Below are 25,929 nucleotides of genomic sequence, written 5' to 3' on the forward strand. Positions count from 1 at the left end.
TAAGCTTTGATTTATAACCGTTTATCTGCGTCAATCTGCGATTTCTATTCACAATAGAAAATCCAAAAGTTTCTCATTATTATGTCAGTAACAGAGCGCATTATTGTCCCCCTAGATGTTTCCACCGAAGCCGAGGCTCTCGCCCTGCTGGAAGCGCTCCCCCAAGTCAGCTGGTGGAAAGTCGGCCTGGAGCTATTTGTCAGCACCGGCCCGGGAATTTTGGCCCTCTTAAAAAACCGGCACAAGCGAATTTTTCTCGATCTCAAATTCCACGACATCCCCAATACGGTGGCGGGCGCAAGCCGGTCGGCGGCGGGCTATGGTGCGGATTTGCTGACTGTCCACGCTGCTGCCGGTCGGGCGGCGCTGTCTGCGGCGCAAGCGGCTGTGCGCGAGGGTGCCGGTGCGCTTCAGCCTCCCAAAGTCATCGCGATTACGCTGCTAACGAGTCTGTCGTCGCGAGATTTGGCCTTTGACCTCAAAGTTCCTCTGGAATTGCCAGAATACGCTTTGCAAATGGCAATTTTGGCTCAAGAGGCCGGTCTTGCCGGCGCTGTTTGCTCGCCCCAGGAGGTGTCGCAGCTGCGGCGTGTCTGCGGGGATGATTTTCTGCTGGTCTGTCCTGGGGTGCGTCCGGTGTGGGCTGCGGCGGGGGATCAGCGGCGAACGATGACGCCCGCTGACGCCCTGAAAGCCGGTGCCGATTACTTGGTCATCGGGCGTCCGATTACTGCCGCACCCGATCCCGCTGCTGCTTTCGACCGCATTTGTCAAGAAATTGCGGGAATTTAAAATAAAAAATGGGAAAAATATTAATTATTTTTTTTCTGTTAAATTTTATTTTTCCGAATCAGGTGGCGTCCGCTGCGGAAAAACCGAGGCAGGTACGGGAGAGAGCCAGCATCCAAAATCGAAAATTTGTTTGCCCAAAAGATTTGGAAACCCTGATTGAGCCGCTGCTGCGGGACCTGCCCAGTTATGCCAATCGCGTGCTTCAGCGCTCTCGACTTAGAGGTGTGAGCTACGAGTCGAGTTACGTGATTCTCGCGGGGCGTCCTGAGTTTGAGCCTCTGCCCCTCGGCCCAGGCCGGTCGGAGGAGGCAAGTTCTCCTGGGAGTGGGGAAAAGCCGGCGGGCAGCTCAGACGGCGATCCCCGGCAAGTGTTTATTACGACTTTGGAGCGCAACTATTCCTCAGGTCAGGCGGTGCAATTGCAGCATTACCACTGGCTGTTTCTGACCAAAACGGAAAGTGGCTGGCGGCTAGCGATGATGTTTTCCCGACTGGGAACTTACCCCGCCGGCAACCCGCTTTTGCCGCCGCGAGATAACAGTAACGGAGCGATCGCTCAGGCTATCAGCACTTGGTTGAGAGACTGTCGCGCTGGGACTGTGCGCCAGTAGCGGTTAGAATTGAGGAGTGTAAATTAAATAAATCGCCAAGACGCCAAGAGCACGAAGGGAAGAGAAGAAAGAGAATTTCACAAATCATTTAGAAGTTCTATAGATATGGTAAAGGGCAGCTCCTAGTTTGGAGAGGCGACGGGCGGGTTCGCAGATTACCCCCCGCTCCTGTGCTTCCCGGCTCCCTGGCTTGAGAGCGGTGCGCCCCCATAGAATTAAGAAAGGCTATACTGTCACCGGCGCGCACTGCAACAGAATCGCACCGCAACACAGTTTGTCACAAAATCAGGCATCATAGAAGCAAATGGACTGCAAAGGGCTGGAGGGATCAATGTCACCTTGCCCACTGTTCCGCAATCGCGACGATGCCGGCGAGCAACTGGCTGAGCGGGTTCTGTCTGAGTTCGGGAAGCTGGATGAGGCCGTTGGATATGCCAAGCCGGTTGTTTATGCTTTGCCTCGGGGCGGGCTGCCGGTGGCTGCGCCGGTGGCGCGTCTCCTGGGTTGCCCCCTAGATATAGTGGTGGCGAAAAAAATTGCCCGCCCACAAAACCCAGAACTGGCCATAGGCGCTTGCACGGCAGATGGCCACGCACTGTGGTCGCGGCACCCGTCGATCCGCCGGCTCAATCCCAAAGTGCGGGAGGTGGCGCTGCGTTATGCCCTGGAGAAAGCGCGGGATGTCCTCGAGCAACTAGCACCGGCACGCCCTGGCGTCAGCCCCAGGGGTGCGATTGCTATTTTGGTGGACGATGGGATTGCCACCGGCATGACGGTCGCCGTTGCGGCGGAAGCGTTGAGGGCGCAACAGCCCAGAGCGGTGTGGGTGGCTGCGCCGGTGGCACCCCTGGACTTGCTGCCATCCCTGCGCCAGTGGGGCGAGCGGGCTTTCGTGCTAGCCACTCCCGACCGGTTCGTGAGTGTGAGCCGGTTTTATGCCGACTTTCCCCAGGTTGAGATGGAAGAAGCGCTGGCGTGCCTGGAGCAACAAAACGCAAAGGCTGGCTAATGCCTAATTGCTGCGTAAAAATTTGCCACCAGAAGTAGGGTACACTCCCTCTGGAAGCGCCCTATAAACTGCTATAAGCTGTTACGCTTTTAATCTGCTCAGTACAGGAAGGAGGCAGAGCCTCTTGAACTGCGTTCCCAGGCAGAGCCTGGGAACGAGGAACGAGGAAAATCCAAAATCTAAAATCCAAAATTGGTATTAGTCCTCATCGAAATATTCTGCCCCATCCCACCACTCAAGTGGGCCATATTTTTGTAACTTGCAAGAGCGTTTCAGATAGAGGGCAGAGGCTTTATCCTGGGGATTTATTTGCAATATATCCTGGAAAATTTGCTCAGCAGCAGCAAATTGCTGTTTGTGATAGAGATCGACGCCCCGCTGAAATTCGGCGCGGGTTTGCTGCTTGAGCTTTCGCAGGGCGGGCGCATCTGCTTCGTAAATTTCAAAGACTGGAACGGGCTCTTTTTTGCCTTTCACCTGAACTTGACCGAGAAACCGGTGGGAGTATTTTGCCGGCTCCTCCAGTTGCGTCAGGGTTTTGGCGCTGATCGCGATGCCCGCCCCGTAGAGTTTGGTCAAGTCTTGCAGGCGAGAAGCCAAGTTCACCGCATCAGAAATCACGGTGCTTTCCATGCGCTGCTCCTCGCCAATGGTGCCCAGCATCAAGCTACCGCTGTGCAAGCCAATGCCGATGGAAATCGGAGATTGGCCCTTTTTTTTGCGGGACTTGTTCCAGAGGGAAACCTGATTTTGCATGGCGAGCGCCGCCCGCACCGCTTCTTCCGGCGTGTCCGGAAACAGCGCCATGATGGCATCGCCAATATATTTATCAATAAAGCCATTGTGCTCGCGGATAACTGGGCCAACCCGGCTCAAGTAGTCGTTGATAAAGTCAAAGTTTTCTTTCGGGGACATGCTCTCAGACAGGGTGGTGAAAGAGCGCAAGTCCGCAAACAGGATAGTCATTTCTGCCTGCACGGAGTCGCCCAGTTTGGCATCTACGATACTTTCTTTTTGCAGGAAGTGCAAAAATTGAGCCGGCACAAAGCGGGCGGAAGCTGCGGCGATTTTTTCCAGCTCTCTCCGGCTGGCTTCCAGAGTCGTCAGAGCGCGGAACGCTCTTAAGGCGGTTAAGACTGTTGTAAAAAGCTTTTTAGTGGTGAGTTCAGTTTTTGTCTTATAATCATTAATATCGTAGTGAACAATCACGACATCTTCCGGGACTTGTCCTGGCTGGCCGGTGCGCAAAATAATCCGCACTAACTTGTTGTCTAGCACGTCGCGGATATATTTAACGACCTCTAAGCCGGCCTCATCGCTTTCCATGACCACATCCAGCAAAATCAGGGCGGTATCGGGGTGTTCTTGGATTAACTCTTTGGCTTCTTTGCCGGAAAAAGCGCTCAGGTAAATTAAGGGTTGCCCTTCAAATATAAATTCATTCAGAGCGAGCTTGGTGACATTGTGAATTTCTGGCTCATCGTCTACAATTAAAATTTTCCAACTGCCTTTGGCCTGTTCCAGTTCCAGCGCCTCTCCCTCTTCTCCGGCAAATATCAATTCTTCATCTTCTTCAGCAAAAATAACTTCGTCGCTCTCATAACTAAAAAGCGGCTTCTGATTTTCTTCTCTCATCGAGCAGTCTCCTTGACGTTCAGTCAGATGTAGATATTATTTTCAGGGGAGCGGAGGGCGGAGGAAGGGCGAAGCCGCTCACCCTCGGGTTCAGGGAGCAGCCCCGAAAAGCGGACAGGGTTCCGGAGGCTGCTCTCTCTGCTGGCGCTTGCCTTGACATTTCCCGCGCCAGCGACTGAGTTTGGGTGGCCCTTCCTGGGGAGTGCGAGTAAATGGTATTATTATATAGCGTTTCTCGTATTAGTGAGGTACTGAGAAACCCGGTTTCTTTAAGAAACCGGGTTTCTGGGCCCTAGTTCATCCAACTGAGAACCGCTATAATGTCTCAGGTCACATTTGTGCCGGCAATGTCATAAGAAACTTTGTGCCAGCACCGACCTGGCTTTCGCATTCGATAGTTCCCTGGAGTTTTTGGGTGACGAGGTTGTAAAGGAGATGTAAGCCCAAGCCGGTGCCGCCCTGACCCCGCTTGGTGGTAAAGAAGGGGTCAAAGATTCTGCTTAAGTTCTCTGGGGGAATGCCTTTGCCATCGTCGGTATATTCAAAGATAACCCGATCGCCATCTTGTTTAAACTCAAATCGGATAAGTCCACAGTCTTCTGGATCGTAAGCGTGGATGAGAGAGTTCATCACCAGATTGGTGACAATCTGAGAGAGCGCGCCCGGATAGGTGTCCAGGGTGAGATTTCGGTCGCCATGAATTTCCACCCGATGTTTCGTGGCTTTGAGTTTTGCTCTTAAGGAGAGCAAAATCTCCTGCAGGTAATCCCGGATATTGAAGGTGCGTTTTGACTCGCTGGACTGATCCACCGCCACCTGCTTAAAACTCTGGATCAATTCTGCCGCCCGGTTGAGGTTGGCTAAAACCATACTGCTGCTTTGCATGGCGGTATCCAGGAACTTTTCTAAGTCAGATCGTTTCATTTGACCGGCTTTGTACGTCTCGAAAAAAGCTGTGGCTTTTTCAGCTAAGAGAGAGGCGGCGGTGACGCCGATGCCGATGGGAGTGTTGATCTCATGGGCGACACCCGCCACCAGCCCGCCCAAAGACGCCATTTTTTCCGAGTCCACCAATTTTTTTTGGGTGGCTTTGAGATTTTCTAGCGTTTGTGACAGTTCCTGAGTGCGCTCCTCAACCAATTGTTCCAGATTTTGGTTGAACTCCCGCAAGTTGGCATAGAGTTGGGCATTTTCAATCGAGATGGCAATTTGAGAGGAGAGCAGTTGCAGCACCTCTAGCCGGTCTGGGGTAAACGCGCCCGCCGTGAGATTATTTTCCAGGTATAGGATACCGCATAACTTGCCTTGATGGATCAGGGGAGTGCAGAGAATGGACTTGGTTTGAGTGGCGACAATATAAGGATCTCGCGTGTACTGTCCCTCGCGTGCCGCGTCATTTAAGACCTCATGTGAGTGCGTGCGGGCGACATAATTAATGATGGCGGCGGAGAGCACCGGCGTCTGGGTGGCTGCATCTATTGAGTCTGCGGGAACCGATTGCAGGACAGTCACGCTATCGCAATCCACCGAGCCAGATGCTTCGATGACCCAGCGTCCTTCCTTCTCCAGAATCAGAAAGCCTTTTTCAGCGCCGGCATTCTCAATCACAATCTTCATCAACGTCGCCAGCAGCTTGTCCAGCACGATTTCACCGGCTAGCGCTTGAGAGGATCTCACGACTGCGGTCAAGTCTAGCACGCCTGAACTGCTGCTGGTTGTGGAAGTCGTGGTGCTGATCGTTACGCCCAGTTCCGTTTTATTCAAAGCCAGTTTTCTCCCTAAGAACTGCGGATATTTTGACTCCAAATGCGCCACCTTGGCTTTTGCCCCCCAGCGCGTATAGCAATAGTGTGCCTCAGTCAGGTAGGTTTTGGCAACCTTTTCCCGCCCCAGAGACAGGTAAAATGCTCCAGCCAATTCACAGGCGAGCGCTTCTTCCTGAATGTAGCCCTGTTTCTTGGCACCGGCAATCGCCCGGTCGTAATACTCCATTGCCTCTAGTGTGCGCCCCAAAACTCGCGCTCTCTCAGCTTCTACCAACTCATATTTGTGCTGAAAATTCACCGGAGCGTGCTGCGCCCATTCCCGCATCTTTTCCTGATTGCTTTTCACCTTGATCAGCGGGCGTCTTCTCTCAGCCTTTGAGAAAGATGCAGCCACAGCCAACCGCGCCAGAGAATCGTAGAAGTAAAACGCACCAACCAGCGCTAACCCCGTCCCGCCGTCCAAGTATTTCTTGGCCATATTGCCATTTTCTGCGGCAGAATCGAACTCCTGAAATAAATAGCTGAGGATAAGCTTATTCAAATAGAAGTACAGCAGCCCGTAGCGATCGCTAGCCCGGTGATAGCGGGGGAGTTCTACCGGCTCGTCATAAATTTTGCCCGTTAAGATTCCAGGGTGGGGGGACTCCTCCATGAAATTTAAAACAGCCTGCCGGTCTCTTTGCAGATAGTTAACCGCGTGACCTTGCTTCAGCTCCTTTAAATCCTGAGTGTACAGTGCCAGTTTTTGGTCGAGTTCCTGGAGGGGCACCCCCGCTAGAAACGAATAGTAGCAGTGTTTGAGAATGCTATAGCCGGCATATTCAAACGTTCCATTATCCCGGCCTATTTGATAGGCGTCCTTCAAAGGCTCCAAGGTTTCTCGGAGGTGAACCTTCCAACTCTGGATCATTCCATAAACGATATCCATCGTCCTGGCTTGAATCTGTTTATCATCGAATCTTTCTAGAAGATTCAGCGCCACTTGACCGAATTTATAGCCGGACTCAATCGAGTCCACTGCCCCACAAAGCATAGCGCCGTAATAGGCATAGGTCAGGGGAGAGGCGTCAGCGTTACCGCACTCAACTGATAAGTTAACCTGTTTCGACACAATCACGGGCAGAAGTTTAGGAGTTGCGGTATAAGCCGGAGCGTTGGCGCTCGCTAACAGCCGCATAACGGCGAGGACAGCAGGATCGGACATCACCGGCAAGTCGATTAAGTCCAAAATTACTTTGCCGTTCAGTTTCGCTGCAGTTTCTGAGAGAGCTTGCTGAATCTCTGACTTGCTCGGTTTCTCTGGAACGCTCACACCCAAGATCGAGATGGCTTGCAGTACCATCTGAACCGCTGACTGCATTTGGTTCCGCGCCAGACAAGCCTGAATCTTTACTTCATAAACTCTCACTTTGTCCAGTTGAGTTTTGGAGTGTTCCAGAACTTTCTCCGCCCATTTTTCCATTTCCTCAAAGTCAGTGTTCAGGTACGCCGCCTCGGCGGCTGACTCAAAGAGTCCCAGAGTCAGCTCATACTGAGTTTCCCAAGCTTCAGGGGGCAAAAGCTCTATACCTGCGGTAAAATATTTCAGAGATGGTTCGCAGGCAGCACTGGCTTTTGCCTTGCGTCCCGCGATTAAATTCAACTGTGCCAGTTTGAGTTTCTCTGACTGGCTGCTAGCGCGACCAATTCCCAGATTCAACTGGTTTACCAGCTCAAATATATTCTCCTCCACGCGATCCGCCGGCGTATTTTGCAGCAGCAAACGCCCGATTTTCAGGTGTGTCTCTCGCTTCTGCAATTCGGGAATGAGAGCGTAAGCAGCTTGCTGCACCCGGTCGTGCAAGAATTTGTATTCTACCCCAGACGCAATACCAGACGCAACAGATGGCATCCCGACAAACTCTTCCAACTCTTCCAAAAGCGCCGGAAGTTTGTAGGCATTGCTCATGGGTAAAATTAGGCCGGCCTCCAGCGCCTCCCAAAGGTCAGCTGCCGTGGATGCCAGAGATTTTTCACTGACTGTGGCGAGAACGTCTAAATTAAACCGGCTGCCAATACAGGCGGCTAGCTTGAGTGCGTTCTGCGTTTCTTCCGACAGTTTCTCAATGGTGCCGGCCATTAACTCAACCACATTATCGGTGAGTCCCATCCCTTGAATCCGCTCGATGTCCCACTCCCACTCAGCGGTGCTGAAATTGAAGCTCAGCAGGTTTTCTGAGTGGAGAGATTTCAGCAGCTGAGTCAAGAAAAAAGGATTGCCGCTGGTTTTCAGGAGCAAGAGTTCTGCCAGAGGCTGGGATTTTTCTGGCTTGCAGTTGAGAGTGCCGGCAATGAATTGGCGGAGATCGCCGCGATTTAAAGGTCGGAGGCTAATCCGATTTATCCTAGCACCGGCTTTTGCTATCTCCTCGATCGCCAGCATCAGGGGATGAGCCCCATCCACTTCCGAATCGCGATACGCGCCAATCAGCAACAGGTTCCCCGCAGTGCCGGCGCTATCCGCCGGTCCTACAAGCAGTTGAATCAACTTCAAAGATGGCAAATCCGCCCACTGCAGATCGTCCAGGAAGATCGCCAGGGGGTGTTCTTTTTTGGCGAAGACGCGCATGAATTTTTGAAACACCAGATGGAACCGATTTTGGGACTCCGCCGGTCCCAATTTCGGCACAGGCGGCTGTTTGCCGGCAATCAGTTTCACTTCCGGAATCACATCGACAATCACCTGCCCATTTTGTCCGAGGGCATCTGCCAGTTTTTCTTTCCAAGCTTCAATCTGCGCTTCGCTTTCCGTCAGCAACTGCCGCATCAAATCCTGAAATGCTTGAATCAGGGCGCTGTAGGGAATGTTCCGCCTAAATTGGTCAAACTTGCCGGCAATAAAATACCCCCGCTCCCGCACGATCGGTTTGTGAATTTCACTCACCAAGGCTGACTTGCCAATCCCTGAATACCCGGCAACGAGCGCCATCTCTGCGGTGCCGGCGGCTACCCGCTCAAAACTGGCCATCAGCGCCGCCACTTCTTTTTCCCGTCCGTAGAGTTTTTGCGGGATTTGCAGCTGCCCAGAAAAATCTTGGCTTCCGAGTGAGAAGTCAGCAATTTTTCCCGTTTTTTGCAGCTGGTGCAGGCAAGTTTCCAGGTCAGCTTTTAGCCCCCAGGCACTTTGATATCGGTCTTCAGCCGTCTTGGCTAATAACTTCATCACAATATCCGAAACCGGCTTGGGGATCTCCCCCACTCCCTTGCTCCCCAGCCCGCCCGCTTCGCGCGGAGGCACCGGCATCTTGGCAATGTGAGAGTGAACCAACTCCACCGGATCGCTGGTTGAAAACGGCAGCTCACCCGCCAGCATTTCATAAAAAGTGACGCCCAAGGAATAAAAGTCGGTGCGGCGGTCAATCGACCGATTCATCCGACCGGTTTGTTCTGGGGACATATAGGCGAGGGTGCCTTCCAGCAGATTGGGGGTGCTGGCGGCATGGCTCTCTCGCGACAGCAGCGTTGCCAGACTGAAATCGGCAATTTTAACATGGCCGCTCTGTGGATTAATGATGATATTCTGCGGTTTAATATCCTTGTGAATAATATTTTTATGGTGCAGCTGCCCCAGGGTTTCCGCAAGCAGGCGAGCGATTTGTAAAAATTCTAATAAATTCAGCCTGTGAGCGCTGATATAATCTTTTAGGGACTGACCCCCAAAATCTTCCATCACCACAACCAGGCTGTTTTGGTAGGTTTCCAGGCTGTAGGATTTGACAGCACCTGGCAAGTCCAGGTTCTTGGTAATTTCATATTGCTGTTTAAATTTGGCCAGCTCTTCGGGCGTGGGATATTCCTTGTTCAGCAGCTTCAGGACAACCGGCTGAAAGTCCCGCTCTCTGCGCCCACGGTAAACAACCGTACTGACACCCGTATAAATTGCTTCTGCTATCTCGTATCCAGGTATGGCGAGCATAATCCGACTCCACTTGGCGTGATAATCTTTACTCTTCACAGGGAACGGAAGGCGTCCGGACTGTTTCGACCTGATTTTTTGTATTTTATCGCACAAGCTGCTTTCCACTCGTCTAGAGAGGAAATGCGTTGCCTGTATTATACAAAGGCTCTGCTGCCGGTGCCAAGTCTGCCGCTCAATTCCCAGGCAAACTATCTAAAAACTCGCCGGCTAGCACTTGACAGGCAACAAAACTTGTGCTACTTTGAAAGCCCGGTAGACTTGTAGAGTTCCGCTTTGCGGAACGCACCCTACTGATCGCCGGCGTTTGTGTCGGGGAGTAGTTCCCGTATATAAATGGGCGAATTGATTGCGCAAGGTGGCGCTGCCGGTGGGCCGTTTGTAAGTTCAGCGCAGCCCAAAGGTTGCGCAGTATGGGCTTTAGCCCAAAAGTTGCGCAGTATGGGCTTTAGCCCAAAAGTTGCGCAGTATGGGCTTTAGCCCCACCGGCAGCTTTGAGAGGGCCGCGCCGATATCTCGCCCTGATGCGTTCACGAGAGGCTGGCGTTGCTGCGCCGGCGGTGGTACGATTGTAGAGCGAGCGTATAAAATTTAAAAGATCGGGGCGCGCGCAAGGCCGGTTCCTAAAAGCTGATAGCTGAGATGTAATCGATGAGATTTTGGCAATTTTGGCGGGAGACGCTGATTCTGTGCAGCCAGCACAGTCCACCCCGGTTCATTGAGATGGTTATGTTATTGCTGGCAATGCCCCTGCTTTTGCTGTGGGGCCTTACAGAAAAGTGGCCATACCTAGTGCTGAGCTTGAGCTACGTGGTGGGCTCGTCTTCCTCGGTTTTGATTCGGGAAAGAATCGCCCCCTCCCCCTATCCCCAAGTGATTCAACTGACTGCGGTCTTGCTGTTAATTGTCAGCCTGTACAGCTTTGCTGAATTGACACGCTACCTGTAGCATTGAGTGTTGGATGTCTCGGCTGAAGGTGCGCTAGGGGCGGGTTGATATAGCAGTTCTAAATGATTTGCGCAACCTCTGTGAGCGCAGAACCCCGGTTTCTTTAAGAAACCGGGGTTCTGAAATTTACACAGAGGATTTAGACGCGCTATAGCTCTTCTTCGCCACCGGCAAATATGTTGGGTAAACCCGCCCCTACAGGACTCGGAACTCTCCAGACTGGTGAAGGATGAGGCGATTGCCAGCTGGGTCGCAGGCATAGATTTCTCTGCCGTGAGAAGCGGTTAAAATTTCACCGGCAGGGGGGAAACCCAAGGCGTCAAGATGGGCAATTGCTGCCTCCAAGTCACTCACTTCTAAACACAAACTCATGCCACTTTGGCCGGTGCTGGCAAACTCTTCCAGCTGTGTTTCCTTCGGCCTGAAAATTCCCAGTCGCAAGCCCGTCAGCTGAAATTCAGCGTAAAAATTGGGAATGTAGGTCTGCGGTGCGTGACCGAGTAACTGACTGTAAAACTGCACCAGCGCTTCAGAGTTTGCAGCGGCTAGGGTGAGGAGTGCGGCGTGGCATTTTAAACCCATAATTTGGGGTGGTAACTCTGCCTTGGATTGGGGATTTTAGAGTTAGGGCTCCTGGATTGTAAACCGCAGATAAACGCAGATAAACGCCGAGAATTATACCATCTATCTGCGCGGTGCGGGTCTGCAGTTTTGGACTGTCGGCCACTCTAAAATTTAGTGGGGATCTGGGGTTAAGAGCCACTTGGGGGAGTGGCGGCTGTGCCTTTGGCTTGGGCTCGCTCTTCCCGTTTTTTCCGGTCGGCTTTCAGGATATCCTCCATGACAATCCGCGCCTGCGCCATTTTTTCCAGATTGCTGCTGTACAGCTCCAGGTCTTTGAGCAGCTTTTCTTCTGGGAGGTGCAAACCGGCACAAATTTTGCTGAGCGCCTCGTTCCGCTGCTTTTCGTCTTTGGACAGCTCTGTACTGGCAAGTTCAAGCAGGGTGAACAGACCAATGCCAAATAGACGGCTGTACTTGAATTTCGAGTTGTGGCCAATGGACTGGAGACACTCCTGCAAGTCTCCCGCCTCTGGATGGAACGACGAGAGGCTCAGCCACGCCAATAATTCCTGGGGCGACAGACTCCTGGCGAAGGCTTCCAACTTTTCGGCATCCTGCCGGTAGGGTGGGGAACCGTCTCCTAGAGCCTGACAGAGGGCGTTAAAAATCGAGAGCTTGTCCTCTTCTGGGACATACGCTTGCATAAATCGGTCAAAGGACGTGACAACCCCTAGGGCGTAGATGGGGTCGTAGCGAAAGTCCACATTGACCGAGAGCAAGTGCATTTCCACCATCAGCTCTTCCACCACCCGGCGATAGATGGAGTTGATGGGGCGGGTGTGAGTGCTATAGAAAGTTCGCTTGGTATCTGAGACAGTGCGGACGTTGTTCACGCGCTTGAGAGTTTAGGGGTTGACGTAACTTCATTGTCTCCCGCTGGTGACACCTTTGCCAAGCCCCTTGGCGCTGCTGCCGGTGCCCAAGTTTTGAAAAGGGCGTCAGGGGGTGAGGTGTCAGCGGCCCGGTGACAGATCTCCTCGCCCGGGCGGAACGCACACTGCCGGCAGCCCCTACAGCTTACAATGCCGGAACCAGCAGAGGCGGGCATCCGCACGCCCATGAAAATAATTTACTTTTAATTTTCATATATTGCTATTATGTTTACAGGCTCGCGCCCGCAATGTCAACTAAAATTTGTGTGAACTGCTCGCCAACGCGCTCATGACCCTCTCTCCTCAACTGCTCGCCCTAGCTCGCTACCTGGCCGGTGAATTTGGCAATCAAGCCCAAGCGCTCGCGGAGCCGGTGTGGTATGTCCACCTGCGCCTGTGGCAGCGACCGGTGCCGGCTCCGCTATTTCCAGAAGACAGCATCGCCCTATTTGCTGAACAAGCCAATGCGCTCAATCCGGAGCAGCCGTACCGCCAGCGGATTTTGCGGCTCATGCCCCACGCCGAGAATCCCTCCGGGCTGCAAGTGCAGTATTACGCGCTAAAAGACCCGGCTGCTTTTCGCGGTGCCGGTGGCAATCGGGCGTTGCTGGGGCAGCTCACACCGGCACAGATAGAATTCCTCCCAGGCTGCGCCCTCACCGTGACAGCGCAACCGCTCACCCCCGACAGCTATCACTTTTCCGCATTTTTGCCTCCCGACGCCCGCTGCTGCTTTACTTATCTTGGCGAAATTCGCCAAGTGTCGCTGGGCTTCGAGGCAACACCGGCGCAATTCCTCAGCTATGACAGGGGCATTGACCCAGCTACCGGCCAAGCTATTTGGGGGGCGATCCAAGGCCCTTTTCAATTTACGAAGTCCCAAGATTTTTCAGCGGAGCTGCCCCTCTAGCCCGCCTGCAGGAATTTGTCAGCCAGACCGCCCTCCCCTGTTTGTGCAAATTAAATGCAGCCCTGCGACAGGACAGCTTGCCTTAGGCCCGCGTGGGAGTGAAGACCAGTGTGCCGCAGCTGTCCCGGGCCGGCAGTGGCGTTAAAGTTTAGCTGGCGCGGGGCACCCCTTCCAGGGCTTCTTCCTCTGTCTCGAAGATTTCAAAAACCGAATCCATCATCGTAACTTCAAACACCAGTTTGGCCTCTGGATGGACATTACAAATGCGGAAACTGCCTTTAACTTTATCCGCATCGCGCATGCCGGCCACGAGTGAAGTCAGGCCAGAGCTATCGATAAAATTCACTTGACCCAGATTCACCACAATATGGCGGCTGAGTTTGGAAATACATTCCTGCAACTTCAAGCGGAACTGCCATGCCGTCGTGATGTCCAAGCGCCCGGTGGGTGCCAGGACAATCACGGTTGTGCCGTCCGCTGTCGTGTGCGTTTTCTGCTCGATATGAATCACGAACCCTCCCCTCGTTTCGATAGATGTTGGGGTCGATCTAGCAACAGATCGGTGTTGAGTTTGAACGGAACTGACAGCAGCACTACCGTGTAATGCCGTCGCAGCTTTTTCCCCTTCCCTATAAAATCACAGGGGAGCCGCCGTTCGCGGCAAGCGTGCGGGAACGTTTGCTTTGGCCACGCATGTGTGAGTCAGCTTTCCCACAGAGGGATTGAGAGGTCGTGGCAGACGGCGCGTTCCGCCCGCCGTACCCGTCTACGATTTTACAGCAAACTCCTGGGAGTGCCGAATTGGCCCCACTCGCCCTGACGGGTGCCGTCGGGGGACGCGCCGGTGTGTTTGGATCGATTTTAACCGGCAGGCGTCCAGCTGGCCCAGTCTTGAGGCTTCAAGAACCTTTCATACAGTTCAGCTTCCGGGGTGTTCGCTTCCGGCTGGTAGCCGTACTCCCAGCGAACCAAAGGAGGCAAAGACATCAGGATCGACTCGGTGCGCCCGTTGGTCTGCAAGCCAAAGATCGTCCCCCGATCGTAGACCAGGTTGAATTCCACATACCGCCCCCGGCGGTAGAGCTGGAAGTTGCGCTCGCGCTCGCCGCACTCCAGCGACCGCCGCCGCTCTACTATCGGCCCATAGGCCGGTAAAAACGCCCGACCGCAGTCCACCACAAAGGCAAACAGCTCTTCCCAACTGCGGGGTGCCAGCGTCCCGATTTGATTGCTCCGCCCCCCTGCTGGGCCATTCGCATCGGGCCCGCGATACAGCTGTCCCTGACCGTCTTGGTAGTCAAAAAAGATACCGCCTACGCCCCGCATTTCCTGCCGGTGTTTTAAGTAGAAATACTCATCGCACCAGGGCTTGAACACTGAGTAATACTCGGAGTGGTGCTTGTCGCAAGCTTGCTGGAAGGTGCGGTGGAAATGGGCGGCATCTTCAGAGAAGGGATAGTAGGGTGTTAGATCCGCGCCACCGCCGAACCACCACACCGGCCCGGCCTCGAAGTAGCGATAATTTAGGTGTACGGTGGGCACGTAGGGATTGCGCGGGTGCAGGACCATTGAGGTGCCGGTGGCGTAGAACTGGTGCCCGGCGGCTTCAGGGCGCTGGTTTAAAATGGACGGAGGCAGGTGAGCCCCCCAAACTTCAGAAAAATTAACGCCGCCCTGCTCAAAAACCCCTCCATCGCGGATGACGCGGGAGCGCCCGCCGCCGCCTTCTGGGCGCTCCCAGGAATCCTCCTTGAAGGTGCCGGTGCCATCTAGCTGTTCCAATCCCTGACAGATTTCATCTTGCAGCTGTCGCATGAACTCGCTGACCCGGGTTCGCGAGTCAGCCGGTGGCAAAAACTGGGTATTGGTGGCCTGATCAGTCAAAAAAGCAGTCATAATCTCAATGCTAATGTCGTTTCGCCGAAAGGATAGTTGCAGGTGCCGGCAGCCGGTCGCGCCCCTTGCGTGTTCAGACTTGGCGGTCTTTGGAATTGAATCGAGCAGTGCGCTGGCTGTTGGGGGAATCGCCTCAAGGAATAGCCGAACGAGCGCTGCCCCACAGACACCAATTTTTAAGCCTACTACAAGCTGGGGCGCGAAACCGAAACATCAAGGGAACACAGAGGTTAAGATCCATTAAGAAGAGAGGGAACAAATTGTATTGATTCCACCGCCAGAGGGGAGAACACGAATGGCCAGCAAACTGGATACGGGTGCTGTTTTAGAAGTATTGCGACCGGTGCAAGACCCTGAACTCCGCAAGAGTTTGGTGGAAATGAACATGATTCGCAACATCAAGATTGACGGGGGAAAGGTCAGCTTTACTTTGGTGCTGACCACTCCCGCCTGCCCGCTGCGCGAATTTATTGTGGAAGAGTGTCAAAAAGCGGTGAAGGATCTGCCGGGCGTTGAGGACGTGGTGGTGGACGTGACAGCGGAAACGCCCCAGCAGAAAGCGCTGCCCGACCGGCAGGGGATTGGCGGCGTCAAAAATATCCTGGCCATTTCCAGCGGCAAGGGCGGCGTGGGCAAGACGACTGTGGCGGTGAATGTGGCCGTGTCTCTAGCCCGCGCCGGTGCCAAAGTTGGGATGATCGATGCCGATATTTATGGCCCCAACGTCCCGACGATGCTGGGACTGGCAGACGCCCAAGTGAAAGTCCGGCACGGCAAGCAAGGCGAAGTGCTCGAACCGGCATTCAACTGCGGCGTCAAGCTGGTTTCGATGGGGTTTTTAATCGATAAAGACCAGCCGGTGATTTGGCGGGGCCCAATGCTCAATGGTATAATTCGCCAGTTTCTCTACCAGGTAGAGTGGGGAGAGCTAGACTATCTGATTGTGGACATGCCACCGGGCACCGGCGACGCCCAGCTCACTTTAACTCAAGCGGTGCCGATGGCCGGTGCGGTGATTGTCACCACGCCGCAGAACGTGGCGCTGCTGGACGCCCGCAAGGGGCTGAAGATGTTCCAGCAGATGGGCGTGCCGGTGCTGGGGATAGTAGAAAACATGAGCTATTTCATCCCGCCGGACATGCCTGACCGGCAGTACGACATCTTTGGGTCTGGGGGTGGCGAGAAAACGGCTCAGGAACTGGGGGTGCCGCTGCTGGGGTGCGTGCCCCTGGAAATCCACTTGCGAGAGGGAGGCGATGCCGGCGTGCCGGTGGTGATAGCCGACCCAGAGTGCGCTTCTGCGAAAGCGCTGCAGGAGATTGCTGGGCGGATTGCCGGTAGAGTTTCTGTGGCTGCCCTGGCATAGGCCGGTGTGGGGTGTACCTAATGGAAAGGTGGCAGCGCCAGCTGTGCGCCCGCACCGGCAGCTAATTCTGTAAAGGATAGGGGCAGATCCCGGGGGCTTGTCCCTACAGTAAAGGTGAGAATTTCTCTTCTGTGATCCAAACAAACCCGGTTTCTGGTTCTGAATGGCTGTGCGCTGCCACACTCGATATCTCACTTCTCATGGCTGAAAAATGTTGCAGAAGTTCCTGCTTGTTCGCTGGAAGTCAATGCTGGCCCCCTGGCATCAGGTGGACTGGCTGCTGTTCGCCCTGACGATCGGCCTTACCGTGTTTGGCGGGATCATGATCCGCAGTACAGAACTCAACCTCGGGTGGACGGACTGGTGGCAGCACTGGCTCGTCGGCGGGATTGGTTTGGCACTCGCGCTGGGGATCTCCCGCTGGCACTACGCGATTTTGATTCAGTGGCACTGGCTGATCTATGGAATCACCAATGTATCCCTGCTAGCGGTGATGTTTATTGGCACCACCGCCTTGGGGGCGCAGCGGTGGATCACGATCGGCGGCTTTAACATTCAACCTTCGGAATTTGCCAAGGTAGGGATAATTATCTCTCTCGCCGCCCTGCTGCACGCTCGCACCGCCTCAACCATCCCAGCTGCTGTCAAAACCCTGGCGATCACCGCCGTTCCCTGGGCTTTGGTGTTTTTACAGCCGGATCTGGGAACGTCACTGGTGTTTGGAGCTATCACCCTTGGCATGCTATACTGGGCAAATGCCAATCCGGGCTGGCTGTTGCTGATGGTTTCTCCGCTTATTTCCGCCATTATTTATGGCGTGTGCGTGCCGGAGTGGTCGGAGTGGGGAACCACTCTGCAGATAGGTGCTGCCCTTTGGCGCAGCCTCCCCTGGCTGGTGTGGGTGGGCGCGATGGGTGCGGTGGGGCTGGCCAGCCTGCCCTGGCCGTGGTTGGGAACCCTGGGGGCAATCGGGGTAAACGGAGTAGCCGGCGTGCTGGGCCACATTTTGTGGGGATTGCTGAAAGATTACCAAAAAGACCGGCTGATTCTGTTCCTCGACCCAGAGAAAGACCCGCTGGGCGGCGGCTATCACCTGATCCAGTCTCGGATTGCCATTGGTGCCGGCGAACTGTGGGGGCGGGGACTCTACCAGGGAACCCAAACCCAACTCAATTTCATTCCCGAACAGCATACGGATTTCATTTTCTCAGCCATTGGTGAGGAGCTGGGCTTTGTTGGCTGCCTGTCAGTGCTGTTAGTCTTCTGGCTGATCTGCCTGCGCTTAGTGCTGATTGCCCAAAGAGCTAAAGACAACTTTGGCTCTTTACTTGCCATCGGCGTCTTGTCTATGCTGGTATTTCAGCTGATCGTCAACATTGGCATGACCATTGGCCTAGCCCCAGTCACCGGCATTCCCCTGCCCTGGATCAGTTACGGTCGCTCGGCATTGCTGACCAACTTTATCGCCATAGGGCTGGTGGAATCTGTGGCCAATCACCGGCAGCGGCAGCGGTATTAAAGGATTGTAGGTTGGGGATTATAGATTTTAGATTGCTCCCCAGACAACTCCAGTCCGAAATCCAAAATGTTTTAAACTATTAGATGAAAACCTAGCGGTGAGGGATTATGATTCTACCAGGATCGGCAGTGCGCGTCAAGAACCCCAACGATACCTACTACGCTTTTCAAGGGCAAGTGCAGCGAGTAACTGATGGCAAAGCAGCGGTGCTGTTTGAAGGCGGGAACTGGGATAAGTTAGTGACATTTCGACTCTCAGAATTAGAACTCGTGGACGCCACAGCAGGCCGCCCTAAAGGGAAATAGAAGATGGGCAGCGGCTTGGGGGGGCATGGGGCACGCGGCATGGGGCACAGCGCATAGCGTATGGGGCATGGGATGCAAGGATTTTGGATTGGGAGTTGGGGATTGATTGTTCCAATGCCCAATACTCAATGAGAGCTTGCCCAACCTCGCCCCAATGCCAAATGCCGAATTCCGAATGCCCAATGCCCAATGCCCAATGCCCAATTGAGATTTAAAGTAGAGAGTTGACCAGATATGCGCCTTCCCCTGCCACAGTTTGCTGCCGGCAACCGCCACCCCAGTCACATGGCCGAGGTGATTGAAACTGCTACGACGAATTTTTTGGCACAGTGTCTCGATCCAGAAGACTTGAAGTTTCCAGAAATGCCTGAATTTGGCAGCTGGGTGAGGTCGCTGGATGAAGAATCGGGAAACCTAATTTACGCGGTGGTTTACCACGCAACCACTACCCCAATCGATTCCGTTCACAGAGCCAGGGCGCTGGGGCTGTCTCTGGAAGAGTTGCGGGAAGAGCAACCTCAAATTTTTGCCATGCTGACAGCGGAGTTTCGAGCAGTAATTGTGGGGTTTTCGCCGTCGGTTCAGGTGAAAAACGGTTCTAGGAAACCGAGCGCAACGTTTTACCAGTATATTCCTCCCAGACCGCCACAAATTCACCAAGCGGTTTACCGGTGCGAACCTGAGGAGATTATTAATTTTAGCGAACAGATGGATTTTTTGCGGACGTTGCTGCAACTGGAAGATGCGCCAGCCGATCCGCTGGCGGCGGCTGTGATGCGCGGGATATATCAGTTGCGAAAGGCTGACCGCCGGTGGCTGGTGGCAGCCGGACGCGCTCTCAGTGTGTTGCTCCAGGATGACTACGACCGGTTAAGGGCGATTTTGAGCCAAATCCACGCCTAGCTTTGAGACATGTTAGTGTTTAGGGGGGAGTTGTTAGAGGTGCTGGCAGCTAACAGCTAGCTCATGCGCATCGGGCATGGCGCATGGGAAAGACTCACAGCTTTTGCGTGATGCCCTTTTGCGTGATGCGCATGTACTAACCTAAGTGCATACTGCTAGAATAAACCGCCAATACGCCAAGAAAGCCAAGAAAAGAAAAGAGAGATAATTTAACAAGGTTTTTAAGATATAGCAGTAGGCACTTAGGTTCGTACATTTTGGCCTCTTTTGCACCCCCGCACTCCGGCTCCTATTGTCCTAACCCATATTACTACTGGGATATAGACGTAGGGGAGGCGTAGCGCTAACGCGCCGCTGCGCTAACGCCGGGCCTGAAGGTCTAATGTTTTAACCCAAGTCAATACTGCTAGAATTGGCCTTTAAAATTTTATTCCAAAATAGAAGATCCTTGAAATAAAATATTTTTGCTATTTTTGGGGATAAAATTTATCGAACTTTATTTTAAAAAGCAGTGCAGGCGAACGGCATGAGGGAGGCGGCGCAGAGCTGCCGGTGGGTGGAAAGTTAAATCTATCTGGCGGGGGATAGCCTAAACCTAGGTCCGCCATTCAAAATTTTTTTAAGGCAGTCAAAATGCGGCTCGGTCAGCGCCGTCCGCTGTAGCGCTCGCCACACCGCACCGCACCGGCTCGTTCAGGACAGCGGTTGCCGCCCTCCAACTCTCCCTAACCGTATTTCGGCTCTTCTCTCTATGGAACACCTTTCAGAAGTTCTCAAGGAACCCATAGTTCCCTTTGCGGTTTTGCTCGCGGTCATTTTGACCGTGCCGATTCTATTTGAGCGACTGCGACTTCCTGGATTAGTCGGTTTGCTGGCAGCGGGGGTCGCACTCGGACCTAACGGGCTGCATCTGCTCCACACTAAATTGCCAGCGATGCAGCTGCTATCAGACATTGGGTTGCTGTACCTGATGTTTGTGGCGGGGCTAGAAGTGGACATCGCCCAGTTCCGTAAAAAGAAACACCGCTCTGCTGGGTTTGGCAGCTTGACCTTCTTGATGCCCATGATTGCTGGGACACTTGTTGGCCGGCTGTTTGGCTTTGACTGGAATGCTTCGATTTTGATTGGCTCGCTGCTGGCTTCCCACACGCTGCTGGCGTATCCGATTGTCAGCCGGCTGGGGGTTGTGGGGAACGAAGCCGTCATCGTTACGATTGGAGCCACTATTTTCACTGACATTGGGGCTTTGCTGGTGCTGGCGGTTTGTGTGGGAATTCATGCCGGTGACTTCACCATTGTCAAGCTGCTCACCCTGCTGGTATCGCTAATTGTCTACACTGCCGTCGTCCTGTTTGGCTTTGACTGGGCGGGGCGGGAATTTTTCCGCCGCACCGGCGATCAGGAGGGCAACCAGTTCTTGTTCGTCCTGCTGGCGGTTTTTCTGGCTAGTTTGGGAGCTCAACTCATCGGGGTGGAAAAAATTATCGGAGCTTTTCTGGCGGGACTTGCCGTGAATGATGTGGTGGGAGAAGGCCCCGTTAAGGAAAAGGTTGTGTTCGTGGGGAATGTGCTGTTCATCCCCATTTTCTTTGTGGATTTGGGGTTGCTGATTGATGTCCCCGCTTTCCTCAAGAGTGTTGCCTCTGTTTGGATGCCGCTAGCGATTGTGGGGGCTTTGATTGGCAGTAAATTTGTGGCTGCTTTCTTGGCGAAACTGATTTACGGCTACAGCCGTCAAGAAATGCTGACGATGTGGTCCCTGTCGCTGCCGCAGGTGGGTGCGACTCTGGCGGCAACGCTGGTTGGCTATCGGGCAGGGTTGCTGACTGAAGAAGTGTTAAACAGTGTGATTGTGCTGATGCTGGTTACTTCAACCCTCGGGCCGGTGATCGCCAGTCGGGTGGCGGCGGAGCTCAGTGTGGCGAGCACCGGCTTGGAGGCGGAAACTTCCCAGCTGAACTGGGGAGCAGGACCGGGAGAGGGTGCTTTTACGGTGGTGGTTCCGGTCTACAATCCCCAGACAGAGCAGTATTTGATGGAAATGGCGGCTATGCTTGCGGGGCAGCAAAGCGGTCGGATTGTGCCGCTAGCGATTACTCAAGCTCACGCTCACATGCACGCACCCGAGATGGAAACGGCTGTGGGGCGGAGCAAGACCCTGCTCAACAGGGCAGCGGAATTGAGTCAGGAACTGGGGGTGCGGGCAGAGCCGCTGCTGCGAATTGATGATAGCATTGCGCCGGCGATTAGCCGTGCGAGTCGCGAACAAAATGCCAGTTTGATTGTGATGGGTTGGGGCAAACGGACTGGGTTTCGCGCTCGCTTGTTTGGCAATGTCATCGATGGTGTTTTGTGGGGGGCTCACTGTCCGGTGGCGATTGCGCGGCTTCTGGATTCGCCGCTGAAAATGGAGCGCATTTTGGTGCCGGTGGAAAACTTAACGCCGCAAGCTGTGCGGACGGTGCGCTTCGCTCAAGTTCTGGCCGGTGCGAATCAGGCGCAGGTAACACTGTTACATGTGTGCGAGCGCACCTCACCGAGCCAGATGGCCTGGATTGAGTCGCAACTGTCTTTAATGGTGTCTAAATGGGCTCCTCCAGGCAAGGCGGAGATTCAGATTCAAGTCAAGCCGCACTCGGATGTGGCCAAAGCGATTCTCAACGCCTCTCACTCCGCTGATTTGGTTGTTTTGCGTTCCCTGCCCCGTATCACCTCAGCGGGGACAGAGATCGGAGATTTGACGACCCAGCTGGTTCAGCAACTGACCGGCTCTGTGGTTATGCTTGGGGAGCCTCAGCGGCGACCGGCGGGCGTCGTGTTAAAGCCGCAGCCGGCAGGCACCTCCACTTCCGTCTGAATAGGTTTGTGAATTGTATAGAATCCGGATGCATCTGCAGTATAATATGGCGCGGCGGGCAAGTTTTTCCGTTCCGGTGTTTGCCCGCCATTTATAGCAGCAGTCATATTGGTTAGGACACGCTATCGCCCAATTGCCGGCTGCTATATCAGAGGTTAGGGGCGGGTTTATCGGTGTTATAGCTGTGTGGCACAGATTGTGGGTGAACCCGCCCCTACATCATGTTAAACCCCTTGTCCTAACCTAAGTGCCTACTGCTATAGCTATCCGAACCGCGACCGTCGGCCAATCCCTCACAACAAAAAATTACCGTATAGCCGGATAAAATTCAACCCACAAACACGATTTCTTTTACTCCCCGCACCATGAGAGGGGAGTTTCCCATTGGTGTCAACTTATAGCGGTTTTCATCTGAGTGAGGTACTGAGAAACCCGGTTTCTTTAAGAAACCGGGTTTCTAGCATGTACTTCATCCAACTGAAAAGCGCTCTAATTAGAAGAGGCTATGATTTCAAGGGAGAGAGCGGCAGAGTCTTTATGCCGCTCTCTCACGGCTTTAACTGCACTCTCAATCCCAGGTGAGAGTTAGTCATATTGGATTGGAGAATGTGAGCGGATTCGAGAGGAGGGTTATGGACAGAGTTGGTCAGGCGGTACGCTGCAGGGGAGAGGAATTTTGCCGGTATCGTTTTGAGAAATATTAACTTGAGAGGTGCCCAGCTAGCCGGTGCTACTCTAAGCTAAGCCGATCTGTCTGGTGCGGACTTGAGCGAGGCTAACCTGTTCGGTGCTGAGCTGGGGGGAGCTTTCGAGGAAACGCTCATGCCTGATGGCAGCGTGCGCAGTGGTAGCTGAGATATAGATATTCATCAGCGGTAGAGCGGCAGACAAAGCTATCGGGAGCGACACCAGGCGTCAATCGAACTGGACGGTTGATGTCGAAAGGGCGAGCGTGCTATTCTAAAGAATAGAAACTTCTCTTGGAGAAATGGTATGCGCCTGAAAAAGATTCTCTTTGGAGACCTGATCCGCCGGTATAGCGCAGGTGAAAGAGACTTTAGTAAAGTTAGTGTGGAGACGGCTTCTGGAGAAAAAAGAACTTGGGATCAAGGACAATTCAAAGGGTTGGATTTGAGCGGTATTATTCTGCGCAAGAGCAGCATCAGGTGGATTAAAGTTTTCATGGACGGGGTGATTCTGCGCGGGGCGGACTTGACCGATGTTGACTTGGGTGAGAGCAATTTCGAGGGGGCGGATCTGAGCCATGCCATTTTGCGGAGAACCAGATTTTTTCAATCGGTTTTCGACAGAGCTAATCTCAGCGGAGCCGATTTGACAGGAGCTGCATTGGTTGAGAGTCAATTTTTCTGCGCTAACTTCAGTGGAGTCAACTTGAGTAATGCAAGAATCAGCAGCATCGGGTTTGTCCGAAATGATTTTACGGAGGCGACTTTCCAGGGAGCCAGGTTGCAAAGCGTTTGGTTTGAAAAAACCAAGTTGCTCCGGACGGACTTCCGTGGTGCTGAATTCACCCCGGAAACCTTTAGGGGCTCCGGAGTAAGATTTCGAGATTGCCATTTCGAGGAAACGCTCATGCCCGATGGCAGCGTGCGCAGTGGTAGCTAAGGTGGGCATTGCAGATTAATGAAGCCCAGCCCCCAACCCCTCGCCCGGTACAGGGAAGGGGGCTGAAAAGTCTCAATCATCTTTCTAATGGGCAACTCCCTCAGGTTAATGGATATTCATTAGGAGGAAGGAAAGTCCAGTTCAGAAGTAGATGGGAGAAGCGCTTTAATTTCTTTGAGCTTTTTCTTAATAGCCGGTGCTTTAAGATTGGAAAGAAAATCATACTGCTTGTCTTTGGCTAGACCTTTGTTGAGCCGCCCTTCTAATGCTTCGATAGTGATTGTGTACGCTTCCTCATTCCAGGCGCGAGTTTCCGTTGTTGGACCGAGCTGATTATCCGGCGGATATGGAGTGGGTTTGGTGTAGTCAATTTTCTTTTGAATTGCGTAGGAGTTGTTAGGTATCCACCAAGCAAAGTGAATATCTGGCGTCCCGGATTTGTTGCTGGGGGAAAAGCCTAATACGGCCTTCCAAAGTGCGTCAGGTACTTGAATCTTAGTTGCCTGCGTTGCATCAGTTGCAGCCGAAAGATTAGCGAACTGGTTTGGATTAGGATCGCCTCTTTCAATCGGAGTCACTCCTTTCACATTTTCACTCTTTTCATCTGTCGGAAGAGGCCCATAGGTTACTTTGCCACCACCTTGACCAAAGCCCCCTGCAAAGAGAATGAATTTATAACCGTCTTTTGCAAAGTCTTGAAGCTGTTCTTCTTGAACTCTCCAAACTCCTGAGTTTTGCTTAATATCTTGAGGGATGATATTGGCCGTCAAAAAGGTGGCCAAATTATCTTTCTTGCTTCTTTGGCGATCCGCAGAAGCCGCCAAATGTCCACGAGCTGGCCAAAAGAAAGCTTTCTTGCCCCACGAAAAAGAGTTATACTCATCGAAAATGTATTTATTCTCTATCTGAGATTCAAAGTCATAATCACCATGCTGAACTCTGTAGAAAGTGGACAGAGGCAATTGGGGATCTTCAGCAAACTCCTTGGCTGCCCTTCCCACACCCCCTGTGGTCCAAGATTTGTCAAGCACCCAGCCGACCCAATTAGGAGTATTCTTCTGACTATTATAGGAGATGGTGTACTGGGGCTTCTCGATCAAGTAGTTGGTCTGATGGCTGTTGGTTAAAGTTCTAGCAGCCGTTGGATTGCCAAACTTCAGGGCATCGCTCTGGAAGAGAATGTCATCCAGGTAAACAGTAGGCTTGCTTTTCCCCGTTCCCTCCAGTTGAAAATCAATATATACTGGTTTATTTCTCAGTCTCTCTGGGATGTCAATGTAGAAGGACTCAAAGCCTTTCGTCCCGTAATCAATCCTGAATCTGTCCAGGTTATAGGTGAGAGGAGAGCCGTTCCCATCCAGCCCATTCTCCGCTTTCTCCAGGTTAATCACCCCTTGAAAAGGCGTAATTTGAGAATCTAGCGGGCGCACTGTAAAAAATAACTGTCCGCTACTAGCTTTTTTCACCCCTGGTGCGTGCAAGTCAAAACGCAAAGCGCCCCAATCTGGTACTACTCCTAAATTGCGGGTAATAGAACTTAGTTCACCATCTAGCTTTATGGTGTAGTTAGGTTTCTTAGCGGTTGGACTTACTTCTGGCTGCTCTAGCTCCTCTAGAGTGGGAATGTCTTTGCGATCGACCAAGTATTTTTGCAGCGCTTCATTCCCCGAACCGCCATTGTGGAGTGACCAACCGGGAATAGGCTGGCTATCTATCTTGGATGCAATGGCATCAAAGTTACCATTAAACACCGTAGGAACCGCAAAATCACCCCGCATCCCGGCGTCATAGGTGTTGTCAAAATATACTGGAGTCCGCTCACTGGCCACCGGCGCAAGCAATGAACGCTTGTAATAACCGCCACCCAGCACTGAATAGTACCAACCCGTGCCAATTCCTTCCCACTGGGCGTCCTCGTCACCCACCGGCTGTCCCGTATGGTTGGGCGTGTACCACGGCTTAGCATCCGGGAAGTTCGGATCGAACAGCTCACCGTAACTGAAATCCCCACTGCGCCGGTGAATTGGATACCCCAAAGGATTGTCTTTGCCCCAACTCAAATCGGCTGTACCGCCATACCAAGCGACAGTCCGCCCGTGAGGGTTGTTGCCATCCTTGACATCTTGCGTAAACCCAGCACGACTTGAGGGACTTAGGTTTCCAGACTCGTCAAACCCGCCGAGATGAACTGATAAATCTGCCCTGTTCTCATTGGTGTCACTATCGGGCGGCAGCCATTCAGAGGGAATAATATTGACAATATCCCGCCCTCTGGGGTTGCTTGTCGTTGCCGTCTGGTAGTAATTGTCGGCAAACGTGACATTCTCCCAAACCT

At 53.2% G+C, this 25,929-nt stretch carries 19 protein-coding genes and 1 pseudogene; 12 read left to right on the forward strand and 8 right to left on the reverse strand.

The window, feature by feature from the left end:
• The first annotated feature begins 81 nt into the window (after window positions 1-81).
• The 3 genes from pyrF (at window position 82) to OSC10802_RS0113540 (ending at window position 2,412) form a co-directional block, all read left to right on the forward strand.
• A complete protein-coding gene (gene pyrF, locus OSC10802_RS0113530; RefSeq protein ID WP_017717300.1) occupies window positions 82-792 on the forward strand; it encodes an orotidine-5'-phosphate decarboxylase in 711 nt (236 codons plus the stop codon).
• A gap of 8 nt (window positions 793-800) precedes the next feature.
• A complete protein-coding gene (locus OSC10802_RS0113535; RefSeq protein ID WP_017717301.1) occupies window positions 801-1,403 on the forward strand; it encodes a hypothetical protein in 603 nt (200 codons plus the stop codon).
• A gap of 331 nt (window positions 1,404-1,734) precedes the next feature.
• Window positions 1,735-2,412 (forward strand): phosphoribosyltransferase, encoded by a 678-nt coding sequence (locus tag OSC10802_RS0113540; RefSeq protein WP_026098449.1) that lies wholly within the window; start codon window positions 1,735-1,737, stop codon window positions 2,410-2,412.
• Between the two features lie 198 nt (window positions 2,413-2,610).
• Here the strand turns inward: OSC10802_RS0113540 and OSC10802_RS0113545 are convergent, their stop codons facing one another.
• Both OSC10802_RS0113545 and OSC10802_RS0113550 read right to left on the reverse strand, forming a co-directional pair.
• Window positions 2,611-4,047 (reverse strand): adenylate/guanylate cyclase domain-containing protein, encoded by a 1,437-nt coding sequence (locus OSC10802_RS0113545; protein ID WP_017717303.1) that lies wholly within the window; start codon window positions 4,045-4,047, stop codon window positions 2,611-2,613.
• 330 nt (window positions 4,048-4,377) lie between these two features.
• Window positions 4,378-9,768, reverse strand: a complete 5,391-nt coding sequence (locus OSC10802_RS0113550; protein ID WP_026098450.1) for a trifunctional serine/threonine-protein kinase/ATP-binding protein/sensor histidine kinase — start codon at window positions 9,766-9,768, stop codon at window positions 4,378-4,380.
• 651 nt (window positions 9,769-10,419) lie between these two features.
• Here OSC10802_RS0113550 and OSC10802_RS0113555 point away from each other — a divergent pair.
• Window positions 10,420-10,716, forward strand: a complete 297-nt coding sequence (locus OSC10802_RS0113555) for a hypothetical protein (protein WP_017717305.1) — start codon at window positions 10,420-10,422, stop codon at window positions 10,714-10,716.
• 195 nt (window positions 10,717-10,911) lie between these two features.
• Here OSC10802_RS0113555 and OSC10802_RS0113560 read toward each other — a convergent pair whose 3' ends face one another.
• Together OSC10802_RS0113560 and psb29 are read right to left on the reverse strand one after the other, a co-directional pair.
• Window positions 10,912-11,298 (reverse strand): VOC family protein, encoded by a 387-nt coding sequence (locus tag OSC10802_RS0113560; protein ID WP_017717306.1) that lies wholly within the window; start codon window positions 11,296-11,298, stop codon window positions 10,912-10,914.
• Between the two features lie 170 nt (window positions 11,299-11,468).
• Complete coding sequence (gene psb29 / locus OSC10802_RS0113565) at window positions 11,469-12,173, reverse strand: photosystem II biogenesis protein Psp29 (RefSeq protein ID WP_017717307.1); 705 nt, start codon at window positions 12,171-12,173, stop codon at window positions 11,469-11,471.
• A 328-nt stretch (window positions 12,174-12,501) separates the two neighbouring features.
• Between psb29 and OSC10802_RS0113570 the strand changes: the two genes are divergently transcribed.
• A complete protein-coding gene (locus OSC10802_RS0113570; RefSeq protein ID WP_017717308.1) occupies window positions 12,502-13,122 on the forward strand; it encodes a chromophore lyase CpcT/CpeT in 621 nt (206 codons plus the stop codon).
• A gap of 148 nt (window positions 13,123-13,270) precedes the next feature.
• On the opposite strand, the gene OSC10802_RS0113575 is transcribed toward OSC10802_RS0113570, so the two are convergent.
• Window positions 13,271-13,633 carry an STAS domain-containing protein gene (locus OSC10802_RS0113575; RefSeq protein WP_017717309.1) on the reverse strand — a complete coding sequence of 121 codons (363 nt, stop codon included), beginning with the start codon at window positions 13,631-13,633 and terminating at the stop codon, window positions 13,271-13,273.
• A gap of 350 nt (window positions 13,634-13,983) precedes the next feature.
• A complete protein-coding gene (gene hemF, locus OSC10802_RS0113580) occupies window positions 13,984-15,018 on the reverse strand; it encodes an oxygen-dependent coproporphyrinogen oxidase (protein ID WP_017717310.1) in 1,035 nt (344 codons plus the stop codon).
• A 295-nt stretch (window positions 15,019-15,313) separates the two neighbouring features.
• Between hemF and OSC10802_RS0113585 the strand changes: the two genes are divergently transcribed.
• Window positions 15,314-16,384 (forward strand): Mrp/NBP35 family ATP-binding protein, encoded by a 1,071-nt coding sequence (locus OSC10802_RS0113585; protein ID WP_017717311.1) that lies wholly within the window; start codon window positions 15,314-15,316, stop codon window positions 16,382-16,384.
• Between the two features lie 17 nt (window positions 16,385-16,401).
• Here OSC10802_RS0113585 and OSC10802_RS55610 read toward each other — a convergent pair whose 3' ends face one another.
• The gene (locus OSC10802_RS55610; RefSeq protein WP_255349137.1) at window positions 16,402-16,524 is read right to left on the reverse strand and encodes a hypothetical protein; all 123 of its coding nucleotides are present in this window, start codon (window positions 16,522-16,524) and stop codon (window positions 16,402-16,404) included.
• A 71-nt stretch (window positions 16,525-16,595) separates the two neighbouring features.
• Between OSC10802_RS55610 and rodA the strand changes: the two genes are divergently transcribed.
• From rodA to OSC10802_RS44340, 6 genes and pseudogenes are all read left to right on the forward strand, one after another.
• Window positions 16,596-17,903 (forward strand): rod shape-determining protein RodA, encoded by a 1,308-nt coding sequence (rodA, locus tag OSC10802_RS0113590; RefSeq protein WP_026098452.1) that lies wholly within the window; start codon window positions 16,596-16,598, stop codon window positions 17,901-17,903.
• 107 nt (window positions 17,904-18,010) lie between these two features.
• On the forward strand, window positions 18,011-18,208 hold the full coding sequence (locus tag OSC10802_RS0113595) for an NAD(P)H dehydrogenase subunit NdhS (RefSeq protein WP_017717313.1): 198 nt from the start codon (window positions 18,011-18,013) through the stop codon (window positions 18,206-18,208).
• A gap of 234 nt (window positions 18,209-18,442) precedes the next feature.
• Window positions 18,443-19,111, forward strand: coding sequence for an HAS-barrel domain-containing protein (locus OSC10802_RS0113600; protein WP_017717314.1), 669 nt, complete (start codon window positions 18,443-18,445; stop codon window positions 19,109-19,111).
• A 751-nt stretch (window positions 19,112-19,862) separates the two neighbouring features.
• A complete protein-coding gene (locus tag OSC10802_RS40055; RefSeq protein WP_017717315.1) occupies window positions 19,863-21,968 on the forward strand; it encodes a cation:proton antiporter domain-containing protein in 2,106 nt (701 codons plus the stop codon).
• 747 nt (window positions 21,969-22,715) lie between these two features.
• A pseudogene (locus OSC10802_RS54390) lies at window positions 22,716-22,823 on the forward strand (pentapeptide repeat-containing protein); the annotation flags it as partial.
• Window positions 22,824-23,150: 327 nt separating this feature from the next.
• On the forward strand, window positions 23,151-23,594 hold the full coding sequence (locus OSC10802_RS44340; RefSeq protein ID WP_232731821.1) for a pentapeptide repeat-containing protein: 444 nt from the start codon (window positions 23,151-23,153) through the stop codon (window positions 23,592-23,594).
• A gap of 119 nt (window positions 23,595-23,713) precedes the next feature.
• Here the strand turns inward: OSC10802_RS44340 and OSC10802_RS44345 are convergent.
• Window positions 23,714-25,929 (reverse strand): DNA/RNA non-specific endonuclease (locus OSC10802_RS44345; protein ID WP_082218279.1); only part of this gene is annotated, 2,216 nt, incomplete at its 5' end.

This window comes from Kamptonema formosum PCC 10802 (genome assembly GCF_000332335.1).
Classification (GTDB): Bacteria; Cyanobacteriota; Cyanobacteriia; order Cyanobacteriales; family Oscillatoriaceae; genus Oscillatoria.

Coding starts and splice junctions, on each gene's coding strand:
- pyrF (WP_017717300.1), top strand. CDS start 82: ATGTCAGTAACAGAGCGCATTATTGTCCCCCTAGATGTTTCCACCGAA.
- OSC10802_RS0113535 (WP_017717301.1), top strand. CDS start 801: ATGGGAAAAATATTAATTATTTTTTTTCTGTTAAATTTTATTTTTCCG.
- OSC10802_RS0113540 (WP_026098449.1), top strand. CDS start 1,735: ATGTCACCTTGCCCACTGTTCCGCAATCGCGACGATGCCGGCGAGCAA.
- OSC10802_RS0113545 (WP_017717303.1), bottom strand. CDS start 4,047: ATGAGAGAAGAAAATCAGAAGCCGCTTTTTAGTTATGAGAGCGACGAA.
- OSC10802_RS0113550 (WP_026098450.1), bottom strand. CDS start 9,768: ATGCTCGCCATACCTGGATACGAGATAGCAGAAGCAATTTATACGGGT.
- OSC10802_RS0113555 (WP_017717305.1), top strand. CDS start 10,420: ATGAGATTTTGGCAATTTTGGCGGGAGACGCTGATTCTGTGCAGCCAG.
- OSC10802_RS0113560 (WP_017717306.1), bottom strand. CDS start 11,298: ATGGGTTTAAAATGCCACGCCGCACTCCTCACCCTAGCCGCTGCAAAC.
- OSC10802_RS0113570 (WP_017717308.1), top strand. CDS start 12,502: ATGACCCTCTCTCCTCAACTGCTCGCCCTAGCTCGCTACCTGGCCGGT.
- hemF (WP_017717310.1), bottom strand. CDS start 15,018: ATGACTGCTTTTTTGACTGATCAGGCCACCAATACCCAGTTTTTGCCA.
- OSC10802_RS0113585 (WP_017717311.1), top strand. CDS start 15,314: ATGGCCAGCAAACTGGATACGGGTGCTGTTTTAGAAGTATTGCGACCG.
- rodA (WP_026098452.1), top strand. CDS start 16,596: ATGTTGCAGAAGTTCCTGCTTGTTCGCTGGAAGTCAATGCTGGCCCCC.
- OSC10802_RS0113595 (WP_017717313.1), top strand. CDS start 18,011: ATGATTCTACCAGGATCGGCAGTGCGCGTCAAGAACCCCAACGATACC.
- OSC10802_RS0113600 (WP_017717314.1), top strand. CDS start 18,443: ATGCGCCTTCCCCTGCCACAGTTTGCTGCCGGCAACCGCCACCCCAGT.
- OSC10802_RS40055 (WP_017717315.1), top strand. CDS start 19,863: ATGGAACACCTTTCAGAAGTTCTCAAGGAACCCATAGTTCCCTTTGCG.
- OSC10802_RS44340 (WP_232731821.1), top strand. CDS start 23,151: ATGGACGGGGTGATTCTGCGCGGGGCGGACTTGACCGATGTTGACTTG.